14 protein-coding genes are annotated in these 17,715 nt (G+C 42.5%); 2 read left to right on the forward strand and 12 right to left on the reverse strand.

The genetic code is table 11. The annotated features are described in order from the left end of the window. Window positions 1-43: 43 nt before the first annotated feature. The 4 genes from Q9R21_RS10920 to tatA all read right to left on the reverse strand — a co-directional run bounded on the left by Q9R21_RS10920 (window position 44) and on the right by tatA (window position 3,889). Window positions 44-2,272: a PhoX family phosphatase gene (locus Q9R21_RS10920; RefSeq protein WP_311204467.1), complete on the reverse strand. Its 2,229-nt coding sequence runs from the start codon at window positions 2,270-2,272 to the stop codon at window positions 44-46. Between the two features lie 193 nt (window positions 2,273-2,465). Beyond that, window positions 2,466-3,242 (reverse strand): twin-arginine translocase subunit TatC, encoded by a 777-nt coding sequence (gene tatC, locus Q9R21_RS10925; protein ID WP_004729521.1) that lies wholly within the window; start codon window positions 3,240-3,242, stop codon window positions 2,466-2,468. Then, window positions 3,239-3,661: a Sec-independent protein translocase protein TatB gene (gene tatB / locus Q9R21_RS10930; protein WP_311204468.1), complete on the reverse strand. Its 423-nt coding sequence runs from the start codon at window positions 3,659-3,661 to the stop codon at window positions 3,239-3,241. Before tatB ends, tatC begins: the two co-directional genes overlap by 4 nt. A gap of 9 nt (window positions 3,662-3,670) precedes the next feature. Then, window positions 3,671-3,889 carry a Sec-independent protein translocase subunit TatA gene (gene tatA / locus Q9R21_RS10935; protein WP_004729524.1) on the reverse strand — a complete coding sequence of 73 codons (219 nt, stop codon included), beginning with the start codon at window positions 3,887-3,889 and terminating at the stop codon, window positions 3,671-3,673. A gap of 186 nt (window positions 3,890-4,075) precedes the next feature. On the opposite strand from tatA, the gene Q9R21_RS10940 reads away from it, so the two are divergent. Beyond that, window positions 4,076-4,957: a permease gene (locus Q9R21_RS10940; protein WP_311204469.1), complete on the forward strand. Its 882-nt coding sequence runs from the start codon at window positions 4,076-4,078 to the stop codon at window positions 4,955-4,957. 131 nt (window positions 4,958-5,088) lie between these two features. Here the strand turns inward: Q9R21_RS10940 and rdgB are convergent, their stop codons facing one another. From rdgB to Q9R21_RS10980, 8 genes are all read right to left on the reverse strand, one after another. Next, a complete protein-coding gene (rdgB, locus tag Q9R21_RS10945; RefSeq protein WP_311204470.1) occupies window positions 5,089-5,715 on the reverse strand; it encodes an RdgB/HAM1 family non-canonical purine NTP pyrophosphatase in 627 nt (208 codons plus the stop codon). A 105-nt stretch (window positions 5,716-5,820) separates the two neighbouring features. Continuing rightward, window positions 5,821-6,411: a tetratricopeptide repeat protein gene (locus tag Q9R21_RS10950; protein WP_004647420.1), complete on the reverse strand. Its 591-nt coding sequence runs from the start codon at window positions 6,409-6,411 to the stop codon at window positions 5,821-5,823. Further along, window positions 6,408-7,001 carry a methionine biosynthesis protein MetW gene (gene metW / locus Q9R21_RS10955; RefSeq protein WP_004278415.1) on the reverse strand — a complete coding sequence of 198 codons (594 nt, stop codon included), beginning with the start codon at window positions 6,999-7,001 and terminating at the stop codon, window positions 6,408-6,410. Before metW ends, Q9R21_RS10950 begins: the two co-directional genes overlap by 4 nt. Then, window positions 7,001-8,161, reverse strand: a complete 1,161-nt coding sequence (locus Q9R21_RS10960) for a homoserine O-acetyltransferase (RefSeq protein WP_195725171.1) — start codon at window positions 8,159-8,161, stop codon at window positions 7,001-7,003. Before Q9R21_RS10960 ends, metW begins: the two co-directional genes overlap by 1 nt. Window positions 8,162-8,273: 112 nt before the next feature. Beyond that, complete coding sequence (leuA, locus tag Q9R21_RS10965) at window positions 8,274-9,971, reverse strand: 2-isopropylmalate synthase (RefSeq protein ID WP_044111891.1); 1,698 nt, start codon at window positions 9,969-9,971, stop codon at window positions 8,274-8,276. A gap of 427 nt (window positions 9,972-10,398) precedes the next feature. Continuing rightward, window positions 10,399-11,082 carry a Fe2+-dependent dioxygenase gene (locus tag Q9R21_RS10970; RefSeq protein ID WP_222111913.1) on the reverse strand — a complete coding sequence of 228 codons (684 nt, stop codon included), beginning with the start codon at window positions 11,080-11,082 and terminating at the stop codon, window positions 10,399-10,401. Window positions 11,083-11,153: 71 nt separating this feature from the next. After that, window positions 11,154-13,508: a TonB-dependent siderophore receptor gene (locus tag Q9R21_RS10975; protein WP_311204471.1), complete on the reverse strand. Its 2,355-nt coding sequence runs from the start codon at window positions 13,506-13,508 to the stop codon at window positions 11,154-11,156. 314 nt (window positions 13,509-13,822) lie between these two features. Further along, the gene (locus Q9R21_RS10980) at window positions 13,823-16,078 is read right to left on the reverse strand and encodes a TonB-dependent receptor domain-containing protein (protein ID WP_311204472.1); all 2,256 of its coding nucleotides are present in this window, start codon (window positions 16,076-16,078) and stop codon (window positions 13,823-13,825) included. A 266-nt stretch (window positions 16,079-16,344) separates the two neighbouring features. On the opposite strand from Q9R21_RS10980, the gene tig reads away from it, so the two are divergent. After that, window positions 16,345-17,676: a trigger factor gene (gene tig, locus Q9R21_RS10985; protein ID WP_004647426.1), complete on the forward strand. Its 1,332-nt coding sequence runs from the start codon at window positions 16,345-16,347 to the stop codon at window positions 17,674-17,676. The last annotated feature ends 39 nt before the right edge of the window (window positions 17,677-17,715 follow it).

Raw genomic sequence — 17,715 nt, forward strand, 5'->3', positions numbered from 1 at the left:
AAAATGCCGACAGATGTCGGCATTTTTTAGGTCACTTCAGGGTTTAAGCTTTAGGGGTTTCTAACGACTCACCTGCAATGACACCGCCATCTTTACGGGTAATCACGACTGTTGCTGAGCGTGGACGTGAATACGCACGACCAGTACTGATTAAATGTTCAGCTTGGTTTGCAGGCCAAGTGCCACCTGGATGTTGTACGTTTACAAAAATGGCTTTGTAGTCAGGTGTCATAGTGACCCCTGTAATTTCACAGCCAGCAGGACCAACCAAGAAACGGCGTAGCTTCGAGTCATCGAGCTTCGCACCCATAGGTGTTTTTTGTGTGCCTGTGCCCGCTGTTGCGGTTTGTACAGAACCATCGCTCACTGAACCAGGAAGTGCTGCCAGCATCATGCAGTTGGTTGTATCCGTATATGCACCATCGTCAGTTTGTAACCATAATACGCCACGGTCATCAAACCACATACCATCTGGGCTAGAGAAGTCATTTGCATCCGTCAAGCCAGAAAGGTTTACACCTGGGATTGAATCTGCTTCGGCACCAAATAGGAAAATATCCCATGTAAATGATGTTGCAGTAACATCGTCGCCTGTTTCACGGAAGCGAATCACGTGACCATTAATATTGCCACGTAGGCGGTTCGTTGCATCATCATCATCTGAATATTGGCGTGGATTAGCTGCATCAATTACATGTGCTGAACCGCGTTGTGAGTTATTGGTTAATGTGACATACACTTCGCCATTATGTGGATTTACCGCAACCCATTCAGGGCGGTCCATTTTAGTTGCGCCCGCTGCATCGGCTGCGATACGTGCATTGACCAAAATATCTGCTCGGTCTGCAAATTTGTATTCTGCATAGTTGGCAATCTTTGGATTAGACAAAGAGAGTTCTAACCATTGGCCTTTAGCTTCACCCGTTGCTTCATTGAAATCAAATTGCGCAACATAAAGCTTACCGTTATTCATGTATTTGTCGCCAGCCGCATAGCCACCGTTGACATCAGTAGGATTCCACGGAGTATCTGAGACAAATTTATAGATGTATTCGCCTTGTGAATCATCACCCATATAGAATGCAAGTGGTTTACCTGCAATGGCACGGCTAGCACGGCAGTCTTCATGAGCAAAGCGACCTAAAGCGGTACGTTTTACTGGCATACTACGATTATCAAACGGATCTATTTCAACAATCCAACCGAAAGTATTAATCGAGTTGCGATAATCCTCTTGTTCCGATGCAGCGCTGATGACTGTGTTCCAACGGCTGAAATAATCTGGCGTAAAGATTTGTGGATTTCTAATGCTTTGCCAGTTATAACCACGTGCGCCATTATTGACTTTATAGCGTTTTAACGCATGTTCGGTATTGGCATCGCGTACATCCCCGCCTTCGGTGTCTTTTTGACGTGCGAGATATTGGTTGAAGTTTTCTTCAGTGGTGAGATAAGTGCCCCAAGGGGTATAGCCGTTACCACAGTTGTTGATGGTGCCACGTGTTTTGGTACCATCTGGGCTAAATGCTGTTTGTACCAACGTATTACCACGTACAGGGCCACGGTATTCCATTTCAGTTGCTGCTGTAATACGGCGGTTAAATGGCGAGTTTAAATCGACCGTGATTTCTTGTGTCTCAGGATTTTTGTTGATTGCAACAATAGAAACACCATGAGAGTTCACTTCACGGATCACTTCATCTTCAGTGATATCATCTTGATCAAATATGTTACCACGAGGGTGTAAGTCATCACGTTGTAAATATTCGTGATTCATCACCAATAAGCCAGTGTCCGATACAGTCGCATCAAAATTTTGCTTGCTGGTATTTAAACCAAAAAAGGTCATACCATCATGGTTGTCACCGACACGGCGTTCGTAGGATACACCACTAGGAATATTGTTTTCATCCCATACAGGTAGGCTTGGGTGTAAAGGATCACCTACCGCATGTAGGACTTTAAAATCATAGCCTTCAGCCACAGTAAATTGCTCTAAAGTGTTTTTATCCACTGGTTTGAAGGTTAATGATTTAGGTGTTGCAGTTAAATCTGGTTCATTCGGTGTTGCAGGTGTGCTTGGCGGAGTTGATTCTTCATCATTATCGCTACAGCCCGTAAGTGAGGCTGCTAAGGTTAATGCTACTGCACCACCAGCCGTCTTTTTAATTAAATCGCGACGACTCATCTGTTGGTTAAACAGTTGGTGAAATTCTGGGTTCCCCGAAGTGTTGCTGTCATAATCATCATTAAAAGCAATTTGATCAGTCATATTTTGTTCCTAGCAGTATGTGCTTGGTTGTTTTAAATGGTTATGAGTAAATTAACGGCTAAAAATGACAGGGAAGTGAAAGAATTGTTTCAATAAAATTAAATAAATCAGTATTTTATTTAAAATTAAAAACAAAAAGACAGCCAGAGCTGCCTGAGTAAGTTGATATTTTTTTTGTTTTGGAGGGTTATTGTTATTCAGTCTTTAACCGACGTTTTTCAATCAGTTTCCCTGCCAGTAAACCCAGTTCAAACAGCAGCCACATCGGGACAGCCAGCATGATCATCGACAGGGCATCCGGGGGCGTCACAAACATTGCTACAAAGAAGCAACCCACAATAATAAAGCGCCGTTTCTCGATCAGAGTCTGTGTCGAAACTGCACCAATCAAGATCAGAACCAAGGTAATAATAGGAATTTCAAAGGTAAAACCAAAGACCAGAAACAGCTTTAAACAGAAGCTGAGATAACTGTTGATGTCGGTCATCGGGGCTACGGTTTCAGGCGAAACACTGATAAAAAAATGCAGAATCGAGGGTAATGCCACAAAGTAGGCAAAGCTGATGCCAGTATAAAACAGCACGATACTACCGATCAGAAGCGGCAAGGCCAGGCTCTTTTCTTTGGCATATAGTGCAGGCTTAATAAAGGTCCAAAGCTGATATAGGATAAACGGCATCGCGATCATCAGCGCGACAAAGAAGTTCAGCTTAAAGGGTGCCATGAAGGTTGCAGTGACATCCGTAGCAATCATGGTCGAGCTGGCAGGTAGCTGTGCACGCAATGGTTCAGACAACCATTGATAAGTCTGATTGGCAAAGGGCAGCAAACAGAAAAACAGGCCAATCAGGACAGCAACGACTTTAAACAAATGCTTTCTTAAGATGATCAAATGCTGGGTAATCGGCATCTGTTCAAGGTTCAGCGCTGCAGCATCATTTGAGGCTGGTGTGGTCGGTAAAGAGGTCATACGGCCACCTTCATTTCTGTATAGCGTTGTTCCAGAATCACTGCTTGAGTTTTTGCGGGCTGAGGTAAATACACGGGGGATACAGGCTGTATCACCGGCTGATAGCTGAGCAAGGGCTGAACAGCTTGCGATTTTATTTTTACTTCATCGGTTGCCATCGGTTGCTGCAAATCTGTCATTTGTGCCTGCATCTTGGCTTCCAGTTCCTGAATCCGTTGCATTTCAGCCTGCATCTGTTCACGTAGCTCGGACAGGCGCAATTCACGATCAAGATCATTCTGAACATTGCTCACCATACGCTTGATCTTACCGTACCATGTTCCGACAAAACGGACTGCTTCCGGAAGCTTATCTGGCCCAAGAACCAAAAGCGCAATAATCCCGAAAATCAGCAGCTCGGTCATTCCAATATTGAGCATAGCGAACTCTTAACTTTTAACCGAATGTTCAGGCGTTTTGACCTGGGCATCAATGGTGCGTGGCTCTGCAAGCTTGGCCTGTTCAGCCTCTTCATCCTTTACTGATTTTTTAAAGTCTTTAATCGCGCCGCCGACGTCTTTACCCAAATTTTTAAGTTTCGATGTACCGAACAATAAAATCACCACAATTGCGAAAATCAGCACATGCCAAATTGATAATCCTGCCATTATTTTATCCTCTATATTTCATGCACCTATCTCAGCAGGCTTGTATGACAGCGCGGTGACGCTTTGATGACAGTTTGCCGACACGGCAACAGGGGAATGAATCACTCATATAAAAAATTTCATAATTCAATGAAAAGTATGCTGTGTTAGCATACAGCCTGATATGGAAATCTCAGCAGTATTGTCATGGCCTTGATTCTTCCCCTCCTGTCTTTTCTAATTGGTTATTGGGGGGTGCAATTTTTAAAACCGATTCGACCTTTTTTGGCTGCTTTACTGGCACGGATCCTGATTCCGGTACTCATTATCTACAATATGGTATTTTACCAAGAGGGCAGTTTGTGGTTAATTGCCTTTAGCTTTTTCTGTTCCTGTGTGTTCTTTGCCCTATTTTATTTCACCCTGAAAAATAAACTGCGTGCCTTATGCCTGAGCTATTTAAATGGGGCATGGCTGGGAATTCCTTTTGCACTGGCAGTTTTTGGCCCGCAAGCGACCAGTACTGTGGTGGCGCTGTACATCGGTGGTTCTTTGTTTGGCAATGTCTGTGCGGTGATGGCAGTCAGTGAAGCCAGACAAGATAGCAGCTATATTTTAAAAAATGTGTTGTTCTCACCTCCGGTGGTCGCTTTGTCGATGGCAGCTTTATTGTCATTTTGGGATTTGAATCACTGGCAACAAGTGGCTTGGGTCGAGATACTGTATCAAGCCAATAAAGTGCTGGTGACTTTTAGTGGTATGTGTGTACTGGGGATGTGGCTAAGCAATGTGCGGATCAGCCGCTTCGATTTAATGCGCAGTCTGCAACTTATTTTTTGTCGTGGGCTATTTGCTGTTTTACTGTGTGGCGCAGCTTATTTTTATTTGCCGATTCCACAGCAGACGCTGACTTATGCGGTAATGCTGATGTTCTTTTTATTGCCGCCTGCAGCCAATATTGTGGCACTGGAAACCCATTATCAGGGAACGGGCCATTCCGCCAAATATATTGCCTCGGGAACTTTGGCCAGTGCGATCTTGATTGCTTTATATGGGGCAGTGGTGCATGCGTTGATGCCTACGCTATAAAGTTTCCTTTCTTGGAGAGAAGGCTAGAAAGAGTTGTAAGGTCCCCCTTTGTAAAAGGGGGATTTAGGGGGATTCACTAATGTTTAAATCCCTCCCAACCTCCCTTTTACTAAAGGGAGGAGATCAAAAACTTACTTTGCCAAACTCGCTTTAAACAACTGCATCGCCTGACCACGATGACTGATTTTATTCTTTTCTTCCTTGCTCATTTCTGCACTGGAAATCCCTAGTTCCGGTAACCAGAACAACGGGTCATAGCCAAAACCATTTTCACCACGTGCAGCTTCCAGAATTTCCCCGTGCCAGATACCCTGAAAGACTTGCGGTAAGGGATCTTCGGCATGTTGGACCAGAGCCAGTACACAAACAAACATGCCTTCAATCGCTTCACCCTCTTGGCGTAAGGGTTTGAGATCGGCCAGCAGTTTTTCATTATTAGCGGCATCGTTGCCATGCTCGCCGGCATAACGAGCCGAGTAAATGCCGGGAACGCCTCCAAGAATCGGCACACAAATGCCTGAATCATCTGCAATAGCAGGTTTTCCGGAAATTTTAGCAGCATGACGAGCCTTAATAATGGCATTTTCGACAAAGCTTAGACCATCTTCGATCGCATCTTCGATATTCAACTTGCCTTGAGCCACGACTTCAACCGGCAGTTGCAGCTCGGCAAACAGTTTTTCAAACTCGGCAATTTTACCTTTGTTATTACTCGCCAATACCAGTGTGCCTTGGGATAACCAGTCAGTTGCAGCCATGTCAAAAACTCATTATTAGATAAAGAATGAGTACTATTTTAACTGCCATTGCGGGTTTGTAGGCAATAAAAAAGCACCCGAAGGTGCTATTTATACCATTCAGCTTTATTGTGCCTGAATCCATCTGTCGGCACGATCACGCGCCTGACGGATCTGCTCTTGGGTTAAGTTCGCTGCCAAGGCAGTTTTTCTGCCTTCCGACAGCGTAATCACTTTATTGTCGAGCATGCCATCACGGGTAGACAGTTCATACCACTGGTAAGCGCCCATATAGTTTTTCTTTTTCTCTTCCATCATTGCCAGATTAAAGCTGGCACGGTTATCGCCACGGCTGGCCGCTTTTTCAAAATACTGACGCGCCAGCGCTTCATCTTTTCTGGTGCCAATACCATCTGCCAGCATACGGCCGACATTCAGCTGGGCAACTGCCAGACCTTGATCCGCAGCAGCTTTATACCAGGCAAAGGCCTGTCGTTCATCTTTTTGAATGTCTTTACCATACTGGTATTTGGTGGCCAGATAAAACTGTGCGCCGGCCTGACCAGCTTTCGCTGCTTTGGTCAGACTGTTGATATCCATGATGGAATACTGAGCCGCTTGACTGGCAACAGAAGGACTCGGTGCAACATAATCTGCATGGGCTTGCATGCCAAAAAGTCCCGCCAGTAGCGTCGTACTTAATAATAATTTTTTCATAGCGCGCTCACTCGATAAATTGCGACTTCACCAAATAGATTAGGGAGATGCTTGCTCAGCAAACTATCTTCTTGATTCCCGTTCACAGCGAGTCGATTAATAATTTTGATGTTATTTTCCGCACAAAGTGCTTCAAAATCACGAAATGTACATAAGTGGATATTCGGGGTGTTATACCACATATACGGCAAGGCTTCAGAAACCGGCATTCTCCCTTTGATTGCCAAGAAAGACCGGGTCTTCCAGTGCGCAAAGTTCGGAAAGGTAATAATGGCCTGTTTCCCTACACGCACCATATCACGTAACAATACGTCAGGTGCATCTACAGCTTGCAAAGCTTGTGCCATGACCACATTGTCAAAAGACTGGTCGGCAAAACGGCTTAAACCAAGGTTTAAGTCTTGCTGGATGATATTTAACCCGCGACTGACTGCAATTGCAATCTTTTCCTGATCAATTTCTAATCCGTATGCACGAATATCGTGCTTTTTACTCATTTGTGCCAGCAGTTCACCATCGCCACAACCGAGGTCAAGTACGCTAGAACCGGGCTTAATCCACTTTTCAGCGAGTTGTTGATCGATACGCATTATATGGTCTCCTTCGGTGTTGCTTTCAGGTGTTCTTCACCACCCAGGAATGCACGCAAAGATTTTACATAGAGCGGAATAGGGAACAGGAAAGAGTCATGACCCTGTTCGGCATCAATATCCAGATAGCTCACAGGTTTATGGTTGCTAATTAAAGCATCCACGATTTCCTGTGAGCGGGCAGGAGTAAAACGCCAGTCAGTCGTGAATGACACCACCAGGAATTTGCACTGGGTATTGGCCATGGCTTTTTTGAGCGACTGTTCATATTCACGCGACGGATCAAAGTAATCCAGCGCTTTGGTCATGATCAGATAGGTATTGGCATCGAAGTTACGGCTGAACTGCTCACCCTGATAACGTAAATAGCTTTCGACCTGGAATTCGACATCGAAACCATACATAAATTTGCCTGATTTCAAATCGCGGCCAAATTTCTGTTTCATGGCTTCTTCGGACAGGTAAGTAATATGACCGACCATACGCGCCAGAATCAGACCACGTTTTGGATAGCTGTCATTTTCCAGATAACGACCATTATGGAAATCCGGGTCTGACAAAATCGACTGACGTGCCACTTCGTTAAAGGCAATATTCTGTGCAGAAAGCTTTGGAGCGCTGGCAATAATCACGCATTTTCTTAAACGGTTTGGATAATCCACTGACCATTGCAATGCCTGCATGCCACCCAGTGAACCGCCAATGATGGCATCCCAGGTATCAATTCCTAAACGATCAGAGAGCAGGGCTTGGGTTTTGACCCAGTCGCGAACTGTAACCAGTGGAAAATCAGGACCATACGGACGATTATCATTTTCAGGATTGGGTGAGGTTGGGCCGGTAGAGCCGCTACAGCCACCAATATTATTCAGTGAAACCACAAAGAATTTTGACGTATCAATAGCTTTGCCGGGACCAATACATGAATCCCACCAGCCGGCTTTTTTATCATCTTCATGATGATAGCCAGCAGCATGGTGATGACCGGAAAGGGCATGACAAATCAGAATGGCATTGGACTTATCGGCATTGAGTTCGCCATAAGTTTCAACCATCAGTTCAAAACGTGGGAGGATGCGACCGCATTCAAGCTCTAACGGCTCTTCAAATTGGAACTTTTGTGGGACAATAATGCCCACTGAGTCAGCTGGAAAAGACACGGGGAGGATTCACCTTAAATCTTTAGTATGAATAATAAAAGGATACCATTTGCCGGTATCCTTCTAAAGTCATTTTAGTGCTATGAATTATCGCAAATTCTAATACCGCCGTTTAGACCGCAGCAGCAATCACCTGATCAGTGCTTAAAACACCCTGATCAATCAGACGGTTGGTCGAGGCAATAATTGCTTCGATAGAAGAGGTCACGATGTTGTCATGTACCCCGGCACCAAAGGCAGATTTACCAGTACCTTTCACTTGAAGTTCGATCAAGGCCAAGGCTTTGGCATGAGCACCTGAACTGATGCTGCGCTCTTCATAGTTCACCACGTCAATCGGCAAATGAAGTGCATCCAAAATCGCAGAAATTGGACCATTGCCTTCACCGCGAACACGACGTGACTGGCCATCAATTTCAAGATCAAGCTCAATCACCTGATTGCCATTGTCATCCGACAATTTATAGTTTTTCGCAGAATAGTGAACGTTTTTAGCATCCACATAAGTTTCCTTGAACAACTTCCAGATTTCAGTCGCACTGATTTCAGTGCCTTGCTCATCGGTACGTTTTTGTACGATCTGAGAGAATTCAATCTGTAAACGACGCGGCAAGATCACGTTGTAGTTCGATTCTAACAAGTAGGCAATACCACCTTTACCTGATTGTGAATTGACACGAATTACTGCGTCATAGTCACGGCCCAAATCTTTCGGGTCGATTGGTAAGTACGGCATATCCCAGATTTCTTCGTTCTTCTGGAACTCGAAACCTTTTTTAATGGCATCCTGATGCGAACCCGAGAATGCAGTAAACACCAAATCACCGGCATAAGGATGACGCGGGTGCACAGGTAAACCGGTACATTCTTCCACAGTCGCAATGATTTCATTGATGTTGGAGAAATCTAAATTCGGTGCTACACCCTGGGTATACATGTTCAAGGCAATCGCAGCCACGTCGACGTTACCGGTACGTTCACCATTTCCGAAGACACAGCCTTCAACACGGTCAGCACCGGCCATAATCGCCAATTCTGAAGCGGCAATGCCACAACCACGGTCATTGTGACAATGCACAGAAATGATCACGCCATCACGACGCTGGATGTTGCGGTGCATCCATTCGATTTGATCGGCATAGATGTGTGGACCTGAAACTTCTACCGTTGCAGGCAAGTTTAAGATCACTTTATTGGTCGGTGATGCTTCCCAGATTTCAGTCACAGCATCACAGACATCTTTCGCGACTTCTAATTCGGTTGCAGTAAAACATTCCGGACTGTACTGAAATACGAATTCAGTTTCCGGCTGTTTTGCGGCATATTCTTTTACTTTCTGTGCAGCATTGATCGCTAACTGTTTTGCACCTTCAACATCAACATTCAAGACTTTGTTGCGGAATGTCGGCGAGTTAGAATTATAGATATGTACAATGGCACGTTTCGCACCTTGTAAAGATTCAAAGGTACGTTGAATCAAATGATCACGTGCCTGAACCAAGACCTCGATATAAACGTCATCCGGAATATGACCTTCTTCAATCAATTTACGGGTGAAATCGAAGTCAATTTGCGATGCTGACGGGAAGCCGATTTCAATATGTTTGAAACCGATTTTCACCAACATCTGGAACATCTTGAATTTCTGCTCCATGTTCATTGGCTCAAAGATCGCTTGGTTACCGTCACGCAGGTCAGTACTCATCCAGATTGGCGCTTTGTTGATTTCATTGTTCGGCCATTGACGGTCTGGTAAGTCCACACGTTGATACATGCGACGGTATTTTTTACTTGGATCAGCCAACATCATGAGAGAGCTCCTTATGCTAACTTGGGTACCGTAATCTTGGTTAAAGCGGTGCGTGGGTCAGCGGCATAGATTTTGTCTATTCATTGGGTTTTAGTGACAGTCTGGTTCAAACCTGAAATATGGTCTAAATATTGGTGGTTTAGCTCTACCAAATGCACTAAATGCCTTACTTATAATTTAAAGTTTAATCCACTTATCCCGAAAAGTTTTTGCTATTTTTATGGATTTTAGTCGTATGGTAATAAAGATTTTCTTATAAAGTTTAAGTATTGAAAAATATTTTCACTTATTTTAAATATCGTATTTTATATTTTCTTGATTTGGACATAATGCGTTATTTATTACGTTCAATTGTGCCACAACGCAGTATATTTTGATAAACAATAGATCCAGTTGTTCTTAAAGATCATTGAAGACAGAGCCTCTTTTAAAGTTCAGCCCATTTACGCATTAAATTATGATACAGGTTGGTCAGTTTCATAACTTCTGCATGCTGATCACCCAGCTGCATTCTCAAGTTTTGAATACTCTGATCCAGATTAAACAGCATATGCCGCTCTGCATCATCACGGATCATGCTTTGTACCCAAAAAAATGAAGCAATTCGACAACCGGCAGTGATGGGCGTGACTTCATGCAGGCTGGTGGATGGATACAAAATCATATCGCCGGCAGGTAATTTTACTTCGTGATAACCGTAAGTGTCTTCGACCACCAGTTCACCACCGATATACTCTTCAGGTTCACTCAAGAAAACCGTACAGGATAAATCCGTTCTAAGGCGTTCATTGCTGCCGCGAATACGACGAATCGAATTGTCGACATGAAAGCCGAAAGATTCATTATTTTCATAGCGGTTAAACAGGGGAGGAATAATATCCAGTGGAATCGCCGCTGATAAAAATAAAGCATGCTGTCCCAGAGACTCAAGAATGATTGTGCTTAAATGCTGGGTCAGGGAATGATCTTCAGGTAATTGCTGATTCTGTTTCACCGTTGCAGAGAGTGTACCCGCGGTAACCTTGCCGTTGACCCACTCAATCTTATTCATCTCCTCACGGAAATATTGCACCTGTTCTTTGCTCAGTACATTTGGAATATGATGCAGCACTGGAAACCCCTGAATAATCGTCTTTTAAAAATAACATAGCCCCCATCAGGAGGCTATGCGGTTGCATTGAATTAATATTTAAAGTTGACTGCCAGCACTGCGCTACGGCCTTCTGCTTCGGTCGCATAGTGAGATGAATAGGCTTTTGTGAAGTAACGTTCATCAGACAGGTTGTTGACGTTTAATTGTAAATCAACGTTTTCATTCACGTTATACCGTGCCATGGCATCATAGCGAACATAGCCTGGTACAAACTTGGTATTAGTAGCATTGCCATAGACTTTGTCCATTGCGACGGCACCAGCACCTAGGGTTAAAGCAGGAGTTACTGCATAAGTAGTCCAAAGGGTTGCACTGTTTTTCGCGACGTTTTGAACCTGATTACCATTACTTCTATTGGAAATGTAGATTGGAGCTGCTGTAGTGCCAATATTTTCATAACCACCATCAACTAACTCACTGTCTAAATAAGTATAACCAGCAGAAACTGCCCATTTATCCGTGATATTACCGTTTACGCCTAGCTCAATACCATCGACACGAGTTTCACCAATATTACTTGTGGTGCCATCATCTCCGGTCGCACGAGTATTGGTTTTTTCCGTGCGGAAAATAGCTGCAGTCAGGTTGAGCTTATCATTCAAGACATCCCATTTAGTTCCTAACTCCATGGTCCGGACTTCTTCAGGTTTAAGATTATTTATTGCAGCAGTAATCCCTTCAGAACCATCGCCACCATCTACACCGACTGGATTAGACGAAGTCGCATAACTTGCATAGATGCTGCCATTTTCAACCGGTTTAAAAGTAAGACCGGCTTGATAGTTGATGAAATCTTTATCATTTTTAATTGTCACTTGATCGCCAGCACTTGCTGTAATCGGTGTATTGTTTGCACCAGTAACTGCATTATTTCGTGCACCATAAGTCATGGTTTGCTCAGTTGAGTAATTATCCCAACGTATGCCTAAATCTAAGAGCCATTGAGGGGTGAATTCAATACTATCCAGGAAATAAACAGACTTTGATTTGCTTTGAATATTGTACTGGTCAGCACCATTGGTACTTAATGTACCTGTCCATGGCCCACGGTTTGGGTTTTGTACCGAAGTACACCAGCCTGAAGTAATATCACCAGCGTTACAGGCATTGTGTACATTACCTGTAGCGTTAACACCATCGATAATGTATTGGGTACGGTCAGTTTCTTGGTCTGAATATTCGGCACCCAGATTAAAACTATGTTTAAGCATACCGGTATTAAATTTACCGGTTAAAGCAAGTTGGTCGGTAAAAGCATCAGTATTTGCCACACGTGAGTTGGCACGCGCCCAGACATTTCCTGTTAATTCACTTGTAAAACCTGCTTTGTTGTAAAAGTTACCCTGAGAATCATCTGGATTGGTCCAAAGGTAATCATTTTTAGAGTTGCCATACACAGCAGTATTACTAATTGTTAAGTTATCAGTTAAATCATGTTCTAATTTAATTGTTCCAATCTGATTTTCCTGTTTCTGGAAATCACGATCTTTCCAGCCATAGTATTGACCTTGTTTAACGTCAATTGGCTTGCCGTTGCCATTTAATGGACGATAGTCTGTTGCTGTTGCAGTTCTTGGAGCACCAAATGGGTTATTATAGGGAATACCTGAATCTGGTGTGTCATCGGTTTTTAAGTAGTAATAACTTAGAGTCCCACGGGTAGGGGTGTCCAGACCAAAGCTAATACTCGGTGCAATACCGGCACGTTTATATTCTGCACCGTCTTTCTGGCCGGCTTTTTCATTTTGATGCCCCATGACTGCCACACGTGCCGCAATACCATTACCAAAGTCTTTGTTACCATCTAAAGTAATACGTTGATAATTATCTGTGCCGCCAGCGACCGAACCTTCTAGAAAATCGCCTGCTTTAGCGACTTTAGAAATCATGTTAATGCTACCGCCAGTGGTGCCTGCACCGCCCATGGCAGAAGCAGAACCTTTGGTCACTTCAACTTGTTCTACCGCAAACATTTCACGGTTTTGTGAGGTGGCATTACGAACGCCGTCTACATACATCGAACTTTCAGAGTTATAACCACGAATAAATGGACGGTCACCATTCGGATTACCACCTTCACCTGCACCCAAGGTAATCCCCGGAACTGTACGCAGTGCATCAGCTAAAGTCGTCACTTGTGTATCGGCAATCAGCTGTTTTGAAATCACTGAAACTGACTTGGGGGTGTCGAGTAAAGGCGCAACAAATTTGCTATTCGCAGATTGATCTACTTTTAAGCTGGGTGTTTGTTCAGCTTTGACTTCTTGATGAATAGTCTCTAACTGGATCACCTGTTCTTCTGCCATCGCAGATGCAGCTACCATTGATAAAGATGAAACAATTGCAGAGGAAACGATTTTTTTACGTGTTTTAATGAAGGTCATGTTAAACCTAATAAATGAATGCTAAAAATGTATGCGAATAATAATGATTCTTGTTTTTATTTTTATCTTTTTATCATGGGAATTCATGATCTTTAAGAAAATATTAAATGAGTTTTTAAATGTAATGATATAACAATATCTACTTAAGTTTTTGATTTTAATAAATATTGAAAAATTAATCTGATTATTAAATTTTTATTGAGAATAATGATGTCTATAAAGGGACATAAATTAGGGATTTTTCGTGGAGTACTAATCTAGCGATAATAAAAAACCCTGCCAGGGCAGGGTTTTAAATAACTTTCACTTAAATATTAGAAGTCATATGAAACAGATAGCCAGTAGTTACGGTCTGGAATATAAGTACCCGCTAAACCACTCGTCGTTTTAGTATATAGGAAAGCATTTTCAACTTCGTTATCACTATTAATAAATGACTTATAGTCGCCAAAGTCTTTGTTCAATAAGTTATTCACACGACCTGAAACAGTAACTTGATTGTTGACTTTATAAGATGCACCTAAATTAAATAGCTCATAGGCTTTTAACTTATTGCCGACAGCATCAATTTCACGACTTACATTGACATCGCTTAAATCAGGATCTATGAAACGTACACGGTCAGATTTATATTCAGCTTCTAACCAGGTAGTGAACTTATCATTCACATACCAAGTTCCTGTGAAGTTCAAAGCGTGACGAGGTGTATTTTCAATAGGATTACCTTTATTTTCACCTTCGGTAATTTCAGACTCTAACCAAGTATAGTTTGCTTTTACATCAAAGCTTGGAGAAATTTCATATTTAGCACTAAGTTCCACACCGTAGCTTTCAGCTTCGCCTGCATTGCCTTTAAAGCTAAAGTTTTGCTGATTATCAAAACTGCCTACAGTCATGCAGTTGTTTGCAGGTGCTTGTCCTGTTGGGCGACCTGCCCATAAACAGTTTTCAACGACGCGTGCATCACTGATGATAATATCTTTAAACTGAGTAAAGAACGCAGTGGTAGCTAAAGAGAAATTAGACAAGTTGTCGTAAACGAAACCAAGTTCATAGTTTGTGGTTTCTTCAGGCTTAAGATCTGGGTTGCCCAAATTCACGTTTCGGCCTTGTGAGCTAAAACCATTGATTCCATTATGAAGGTCATTCGCTGTTGGAACTTTATAGCCAGTACTTATACCACCTTTTAAAATCAACTGATCATTGGTGTTCCAAACTAAATATGCGCGAGGTGTAAAGTGACCACCAAAAGCACTATGGTCTTCGTAGCGACCACCGAAAGTGAATGCAAGAGAATCCGTTAGATTCCATTCATCCTCAGCGAACACAGACCAAGAATCTTGTTTAAAAGCAACTCCATTACCTGCTGAGTTATCGATGGTTTCACCATCTTTATATTCAACACCAGCTGTAAGTTTATGGTTGCCAAGTGTTGAAATAATACGAGAATCAACGGTTAGGTCTTTATTTTCTAAAATACGATCTTGTGTACCATCTGAATAATAATTGTATTCAGGTACATTTCCTTTTGGAAGACGACGGCCTTCTTGTTCAGAAGAAACATAGTTTGCAAATGTTTTCCATTGACCTAAGCTAAGCTCAGCATCTACACCTGCAGAAATACGATCTCTTAAGAATTTGATCTCGTCTTTATATGAACCAATTCCTGATGGTAAACCTGTCGTACGGTTGAATTCGTAAAGTTCACCTAAACGGGCATCACTATTATCAAAACGTTGTTTAGCATGATCAAAGTCTACCCAAGTAGAGACATTATCATTTACATTTAGCGTAAGTTTTGTACCCACAGCATAATTATTTGCTTCTACTGTACGTGGGTCACGACCTTGGCTACCTTCATCAATAGTTTTTGCGGGGGTAACAAGTCGATCTGATTGATCGCGGTGGAAAAACTCGCCACGTACTTGTATACCAAGTTTATCTTGAATCACTGGACCATTAACAACTGCACTGGTTTTCCAGTTATTACCAATATCAGAATTTTCTTGAATATTCTGTTCAACAGAAACGTTACCATTCCATTCTGATGCAACTTTCTTGGTAATAATATTAATGATACCGCCCATGGCATCAGAACCATAAAGGGTAGACATAGGACCACGAATGACTTCAATACGTTCAATAGAAGCTAATGGTGGCATAAAGCTTGTACTAAATTCACCAAAACCATTTGGACCAATTGAACCAGAAGTATTCTGACGCTGACCATCGATCAAAATAAGAGTGTAAGATTGATTCAGACCACGCATTTGGATATTTAAACCACCAGTTTTGCCTTGGCCATTTCGTACGTCGACACCTGGTACTTCACTGAGCGCATCTGCAATACTGGTAATACCTTTTTTCTTTAATTCTTCTGCGGTTACTACACTAATTGAAGCAGGCGCATTTTTAATATCTTGTTCAAAACCCGCCGCTGAAACCACAATCGTAGACATTTGATGTGTTGTTGTAGGAGTCGCTGTCTCGTTCACAGTCTCTGCAAAAGTAGATGTTGCTGTAACCCCAAGAATTGCCAATGTAAGTGGACGAAGACTAAAACTATGCATGACCAGATTCCCGAACCGAAGAATAAATTAGTATTGTTGCTCAAATAAGAAACTGGATATTAATGATAGTATTTATCATTTGCAATAAAAATATACATTTTCTCTATTTAAATTGGGTTGAGTAGGTATCTGGAAAGGTGGCAATTCAAGTGAAAAAAGGGCTTAAAAACTGGAACTCGCGCGTATTTTTTGTATATCCTTAAATGTTGTCATATAATGTGGCACATTTTTATAAACCTGTTATAACCTAATATATAGAGGAAGCCATGCAAGTAACTTCTGAAGCGGTTTCGGGCGTTGCCCGTCGTTTAAATGTTTCTGTACCGACGAGCCGTATTAATGAGCAATTTGAAGCTCGTTTAAAGCGCACTGCTAAAACTGCGAAGATCAACGGCTTCCGTCCAGGTAAAGTGCCTGTAAACGTAGTTCGTCGTGAATACGGCGCGGGTATCTACCAAGAAGTAGTAAACGATATTATTCGTGACACAGTTTTCGAAGCGATCCAGCAAGAAAAAATCAATGCTGTGGGCATGCCAAACATCGAAAAAACTGAAATGAAAGACGACGCGCTGGTATATACAGCGACTGTTGAAGTTTATCCAGAAATCGAAGTGAAATTCGACGGTTTGGAAGTTGAGCGTAAAGCAGCTGAAGTAAATGACAAAGACGTTGAGAAGATGATTGAAAATCTTCAAAAACAACGTGCTGCTTGGGCTGAAACAAAAGGCATGGCTAAAAAAGACATGCAAGTAACTTTTGATTTTGAAGGTTCAATCGACGGCGAAAAATTTGAAGGCGGTTCTGCAGAAGACTTCAAACTAGTACTTGGTTCTGGTCGTATGATCCCTGGCTTCGAAGACGGTATCGTTGGTATGAAGAAAGGCGAAGAGAAAGTGATTGATGTAACTTTCCCTGAAGACTACCAAGCTGAAAACCTTGCTGGTAAACAAGCTCAATTCAAAATCACTGTGAAGCTTGTTGAAAAGCAAAAACTTCCAGAAATCGATGCTGAATTCCTGAAAATCTTCGGTGTATCTGAAGAAGAAGGCGTTGAGAAGTTAAAAGCTGACGTTCGTAAAAACATGGAACGTGAAGTGAAGAATGGCCTTCGCAACCAGGTTAAAGGCGCGACTTTCGATGCACTTGTAGCTGCAAACGAAGTTGAACTTCCAGCTGCTATGCTTGCTCAAGAAATTGACCGTCAACGTCAACAAATGATCCAGCAGTTCACACAGCAGTTTGGTGCTCAAGGTGCGAAAGCATTTGATTCAAGCATGCTTCCAGACGAATTGTTCAAAGAACAAGCTGAAAAATCTGTAAAACTTGGCGTACTTGTAAGTCGTGTTTTAGCTGATGCGAAAATTGAAGTAGATGCTGCACGCGTTGAAGCGTACATCGAAGACATGGCTTCTTCTTATGAAGATCCAAACGAAGTAATTGAATACTTCAAAAATGATGCGCAACAACGTGCCCAAATCGAAGCAGTTGTACTAGAAGACCAAGTTGTTGATTACATTTTGGCTTCTGCTAAAGTAACTGATGCGACTGTAAGCTATGAAGACTTATTGAAAGAGCAGCAAGCTCGTCAACAAGGCTAATTTAGCTTTCGATAAAAAAGGCGCTTAATGCGCCTTTTT

It is taken from the genome of Acinetobacter sp. RG5 (assembly GCF_031844265.1).
In the GTDB taxonomy this organism is placed as follows: Bacteria; Pseudomonadota; Gammaproteobacteria; order Pseudomonadales; family Moraxellaceae; genus Acinetobacter.

Excerpts from the sequence above, each read along its gene's own strand:
- Q9R21_RS10920 (WP_311204467.1), bottom strand. The coding sequence starts at position 2,272 with ATGACTGATCAAATTGCTTTTAATGATGATTATGACAGCAACACTTCG.
- tatC (WP_004729521.1), bottom strand. The coding sequence starts at position 3,242 with ATGACCTCTTTACCGACCACACCAGCCTCAAATGATGCTGCAGCGCTG.
- tatB (WP_311204468.1), bottom strand. The coding sequence starts at position 3,661 with ATGCTCAATATTGGAATGACCGAGCTGCTGATTTTCGGGATTATTGCG.
- tatA (WP_004729524.1), bottom strand. The coding sequence starts at position 3,889 with ATGGCAGGATTATCAATTTGGCATGTGCTGATTTTCGCAATTGTGGTG.
- Q9R21_RS10940 (WP_311204469.1), top strand. The coding sequence starts at position 4,076 with ATGGCCTTGATTCTTCCCCTCCTGTCTTTTCTAATTGGTTATTGGGGG.
- rdgB (WP_311204470.1), bottom strand. The coding sequence starts at position 5,715 with ATGGCTGCAACTGACTGGTTATCCCAAGGCACACTGGTATTGGCGAGT.
- Q9R21_RS10950 (WP_004647420.1), bottom strand. The coding sequence starts at position 6,411 with ATGAAAAAATTATTATTAAGTACGACGCTACTGGCGGGACTTTTTGGC.
- metW (WP_004278415.1), bottom strand. The coding sequence starts at position 7,001 with ATGCGTATCGATCAACAACTCGCTGAAAAGTGGATTAAGCCCGGTTCT.
- leuA (WP_044111891.1), bottom strand. The coding sequence starts at position 9,971 with ATGATGTTGGCTGATCCAAGTAAAAAATACCGTCGCATGTATCAACGT.
- Q9R21_RS10975 (WP_311204471.1), bottom strand. The coding sequence starts at position 13,508 with ATGACCTTCATTAAAACACGTAAAAAAATCGTTTCCTCTGCAATTGTT.
- Q9R21_RS10980 (WP_311204472.1), bottom strand. The coding sequence starts at position 16,078 with ATGCATAGTTTTAGTCTTCGTCCACTTACATTGGCAATTCTTGGGGTT.
- tig (WP_004647426.1), top strand. The coding sequence starts at position 16,345 with ATGCAAGTAACTTCTGAAGCGGTTTCGGGCGTTGCCCGTCGTTTAAAT.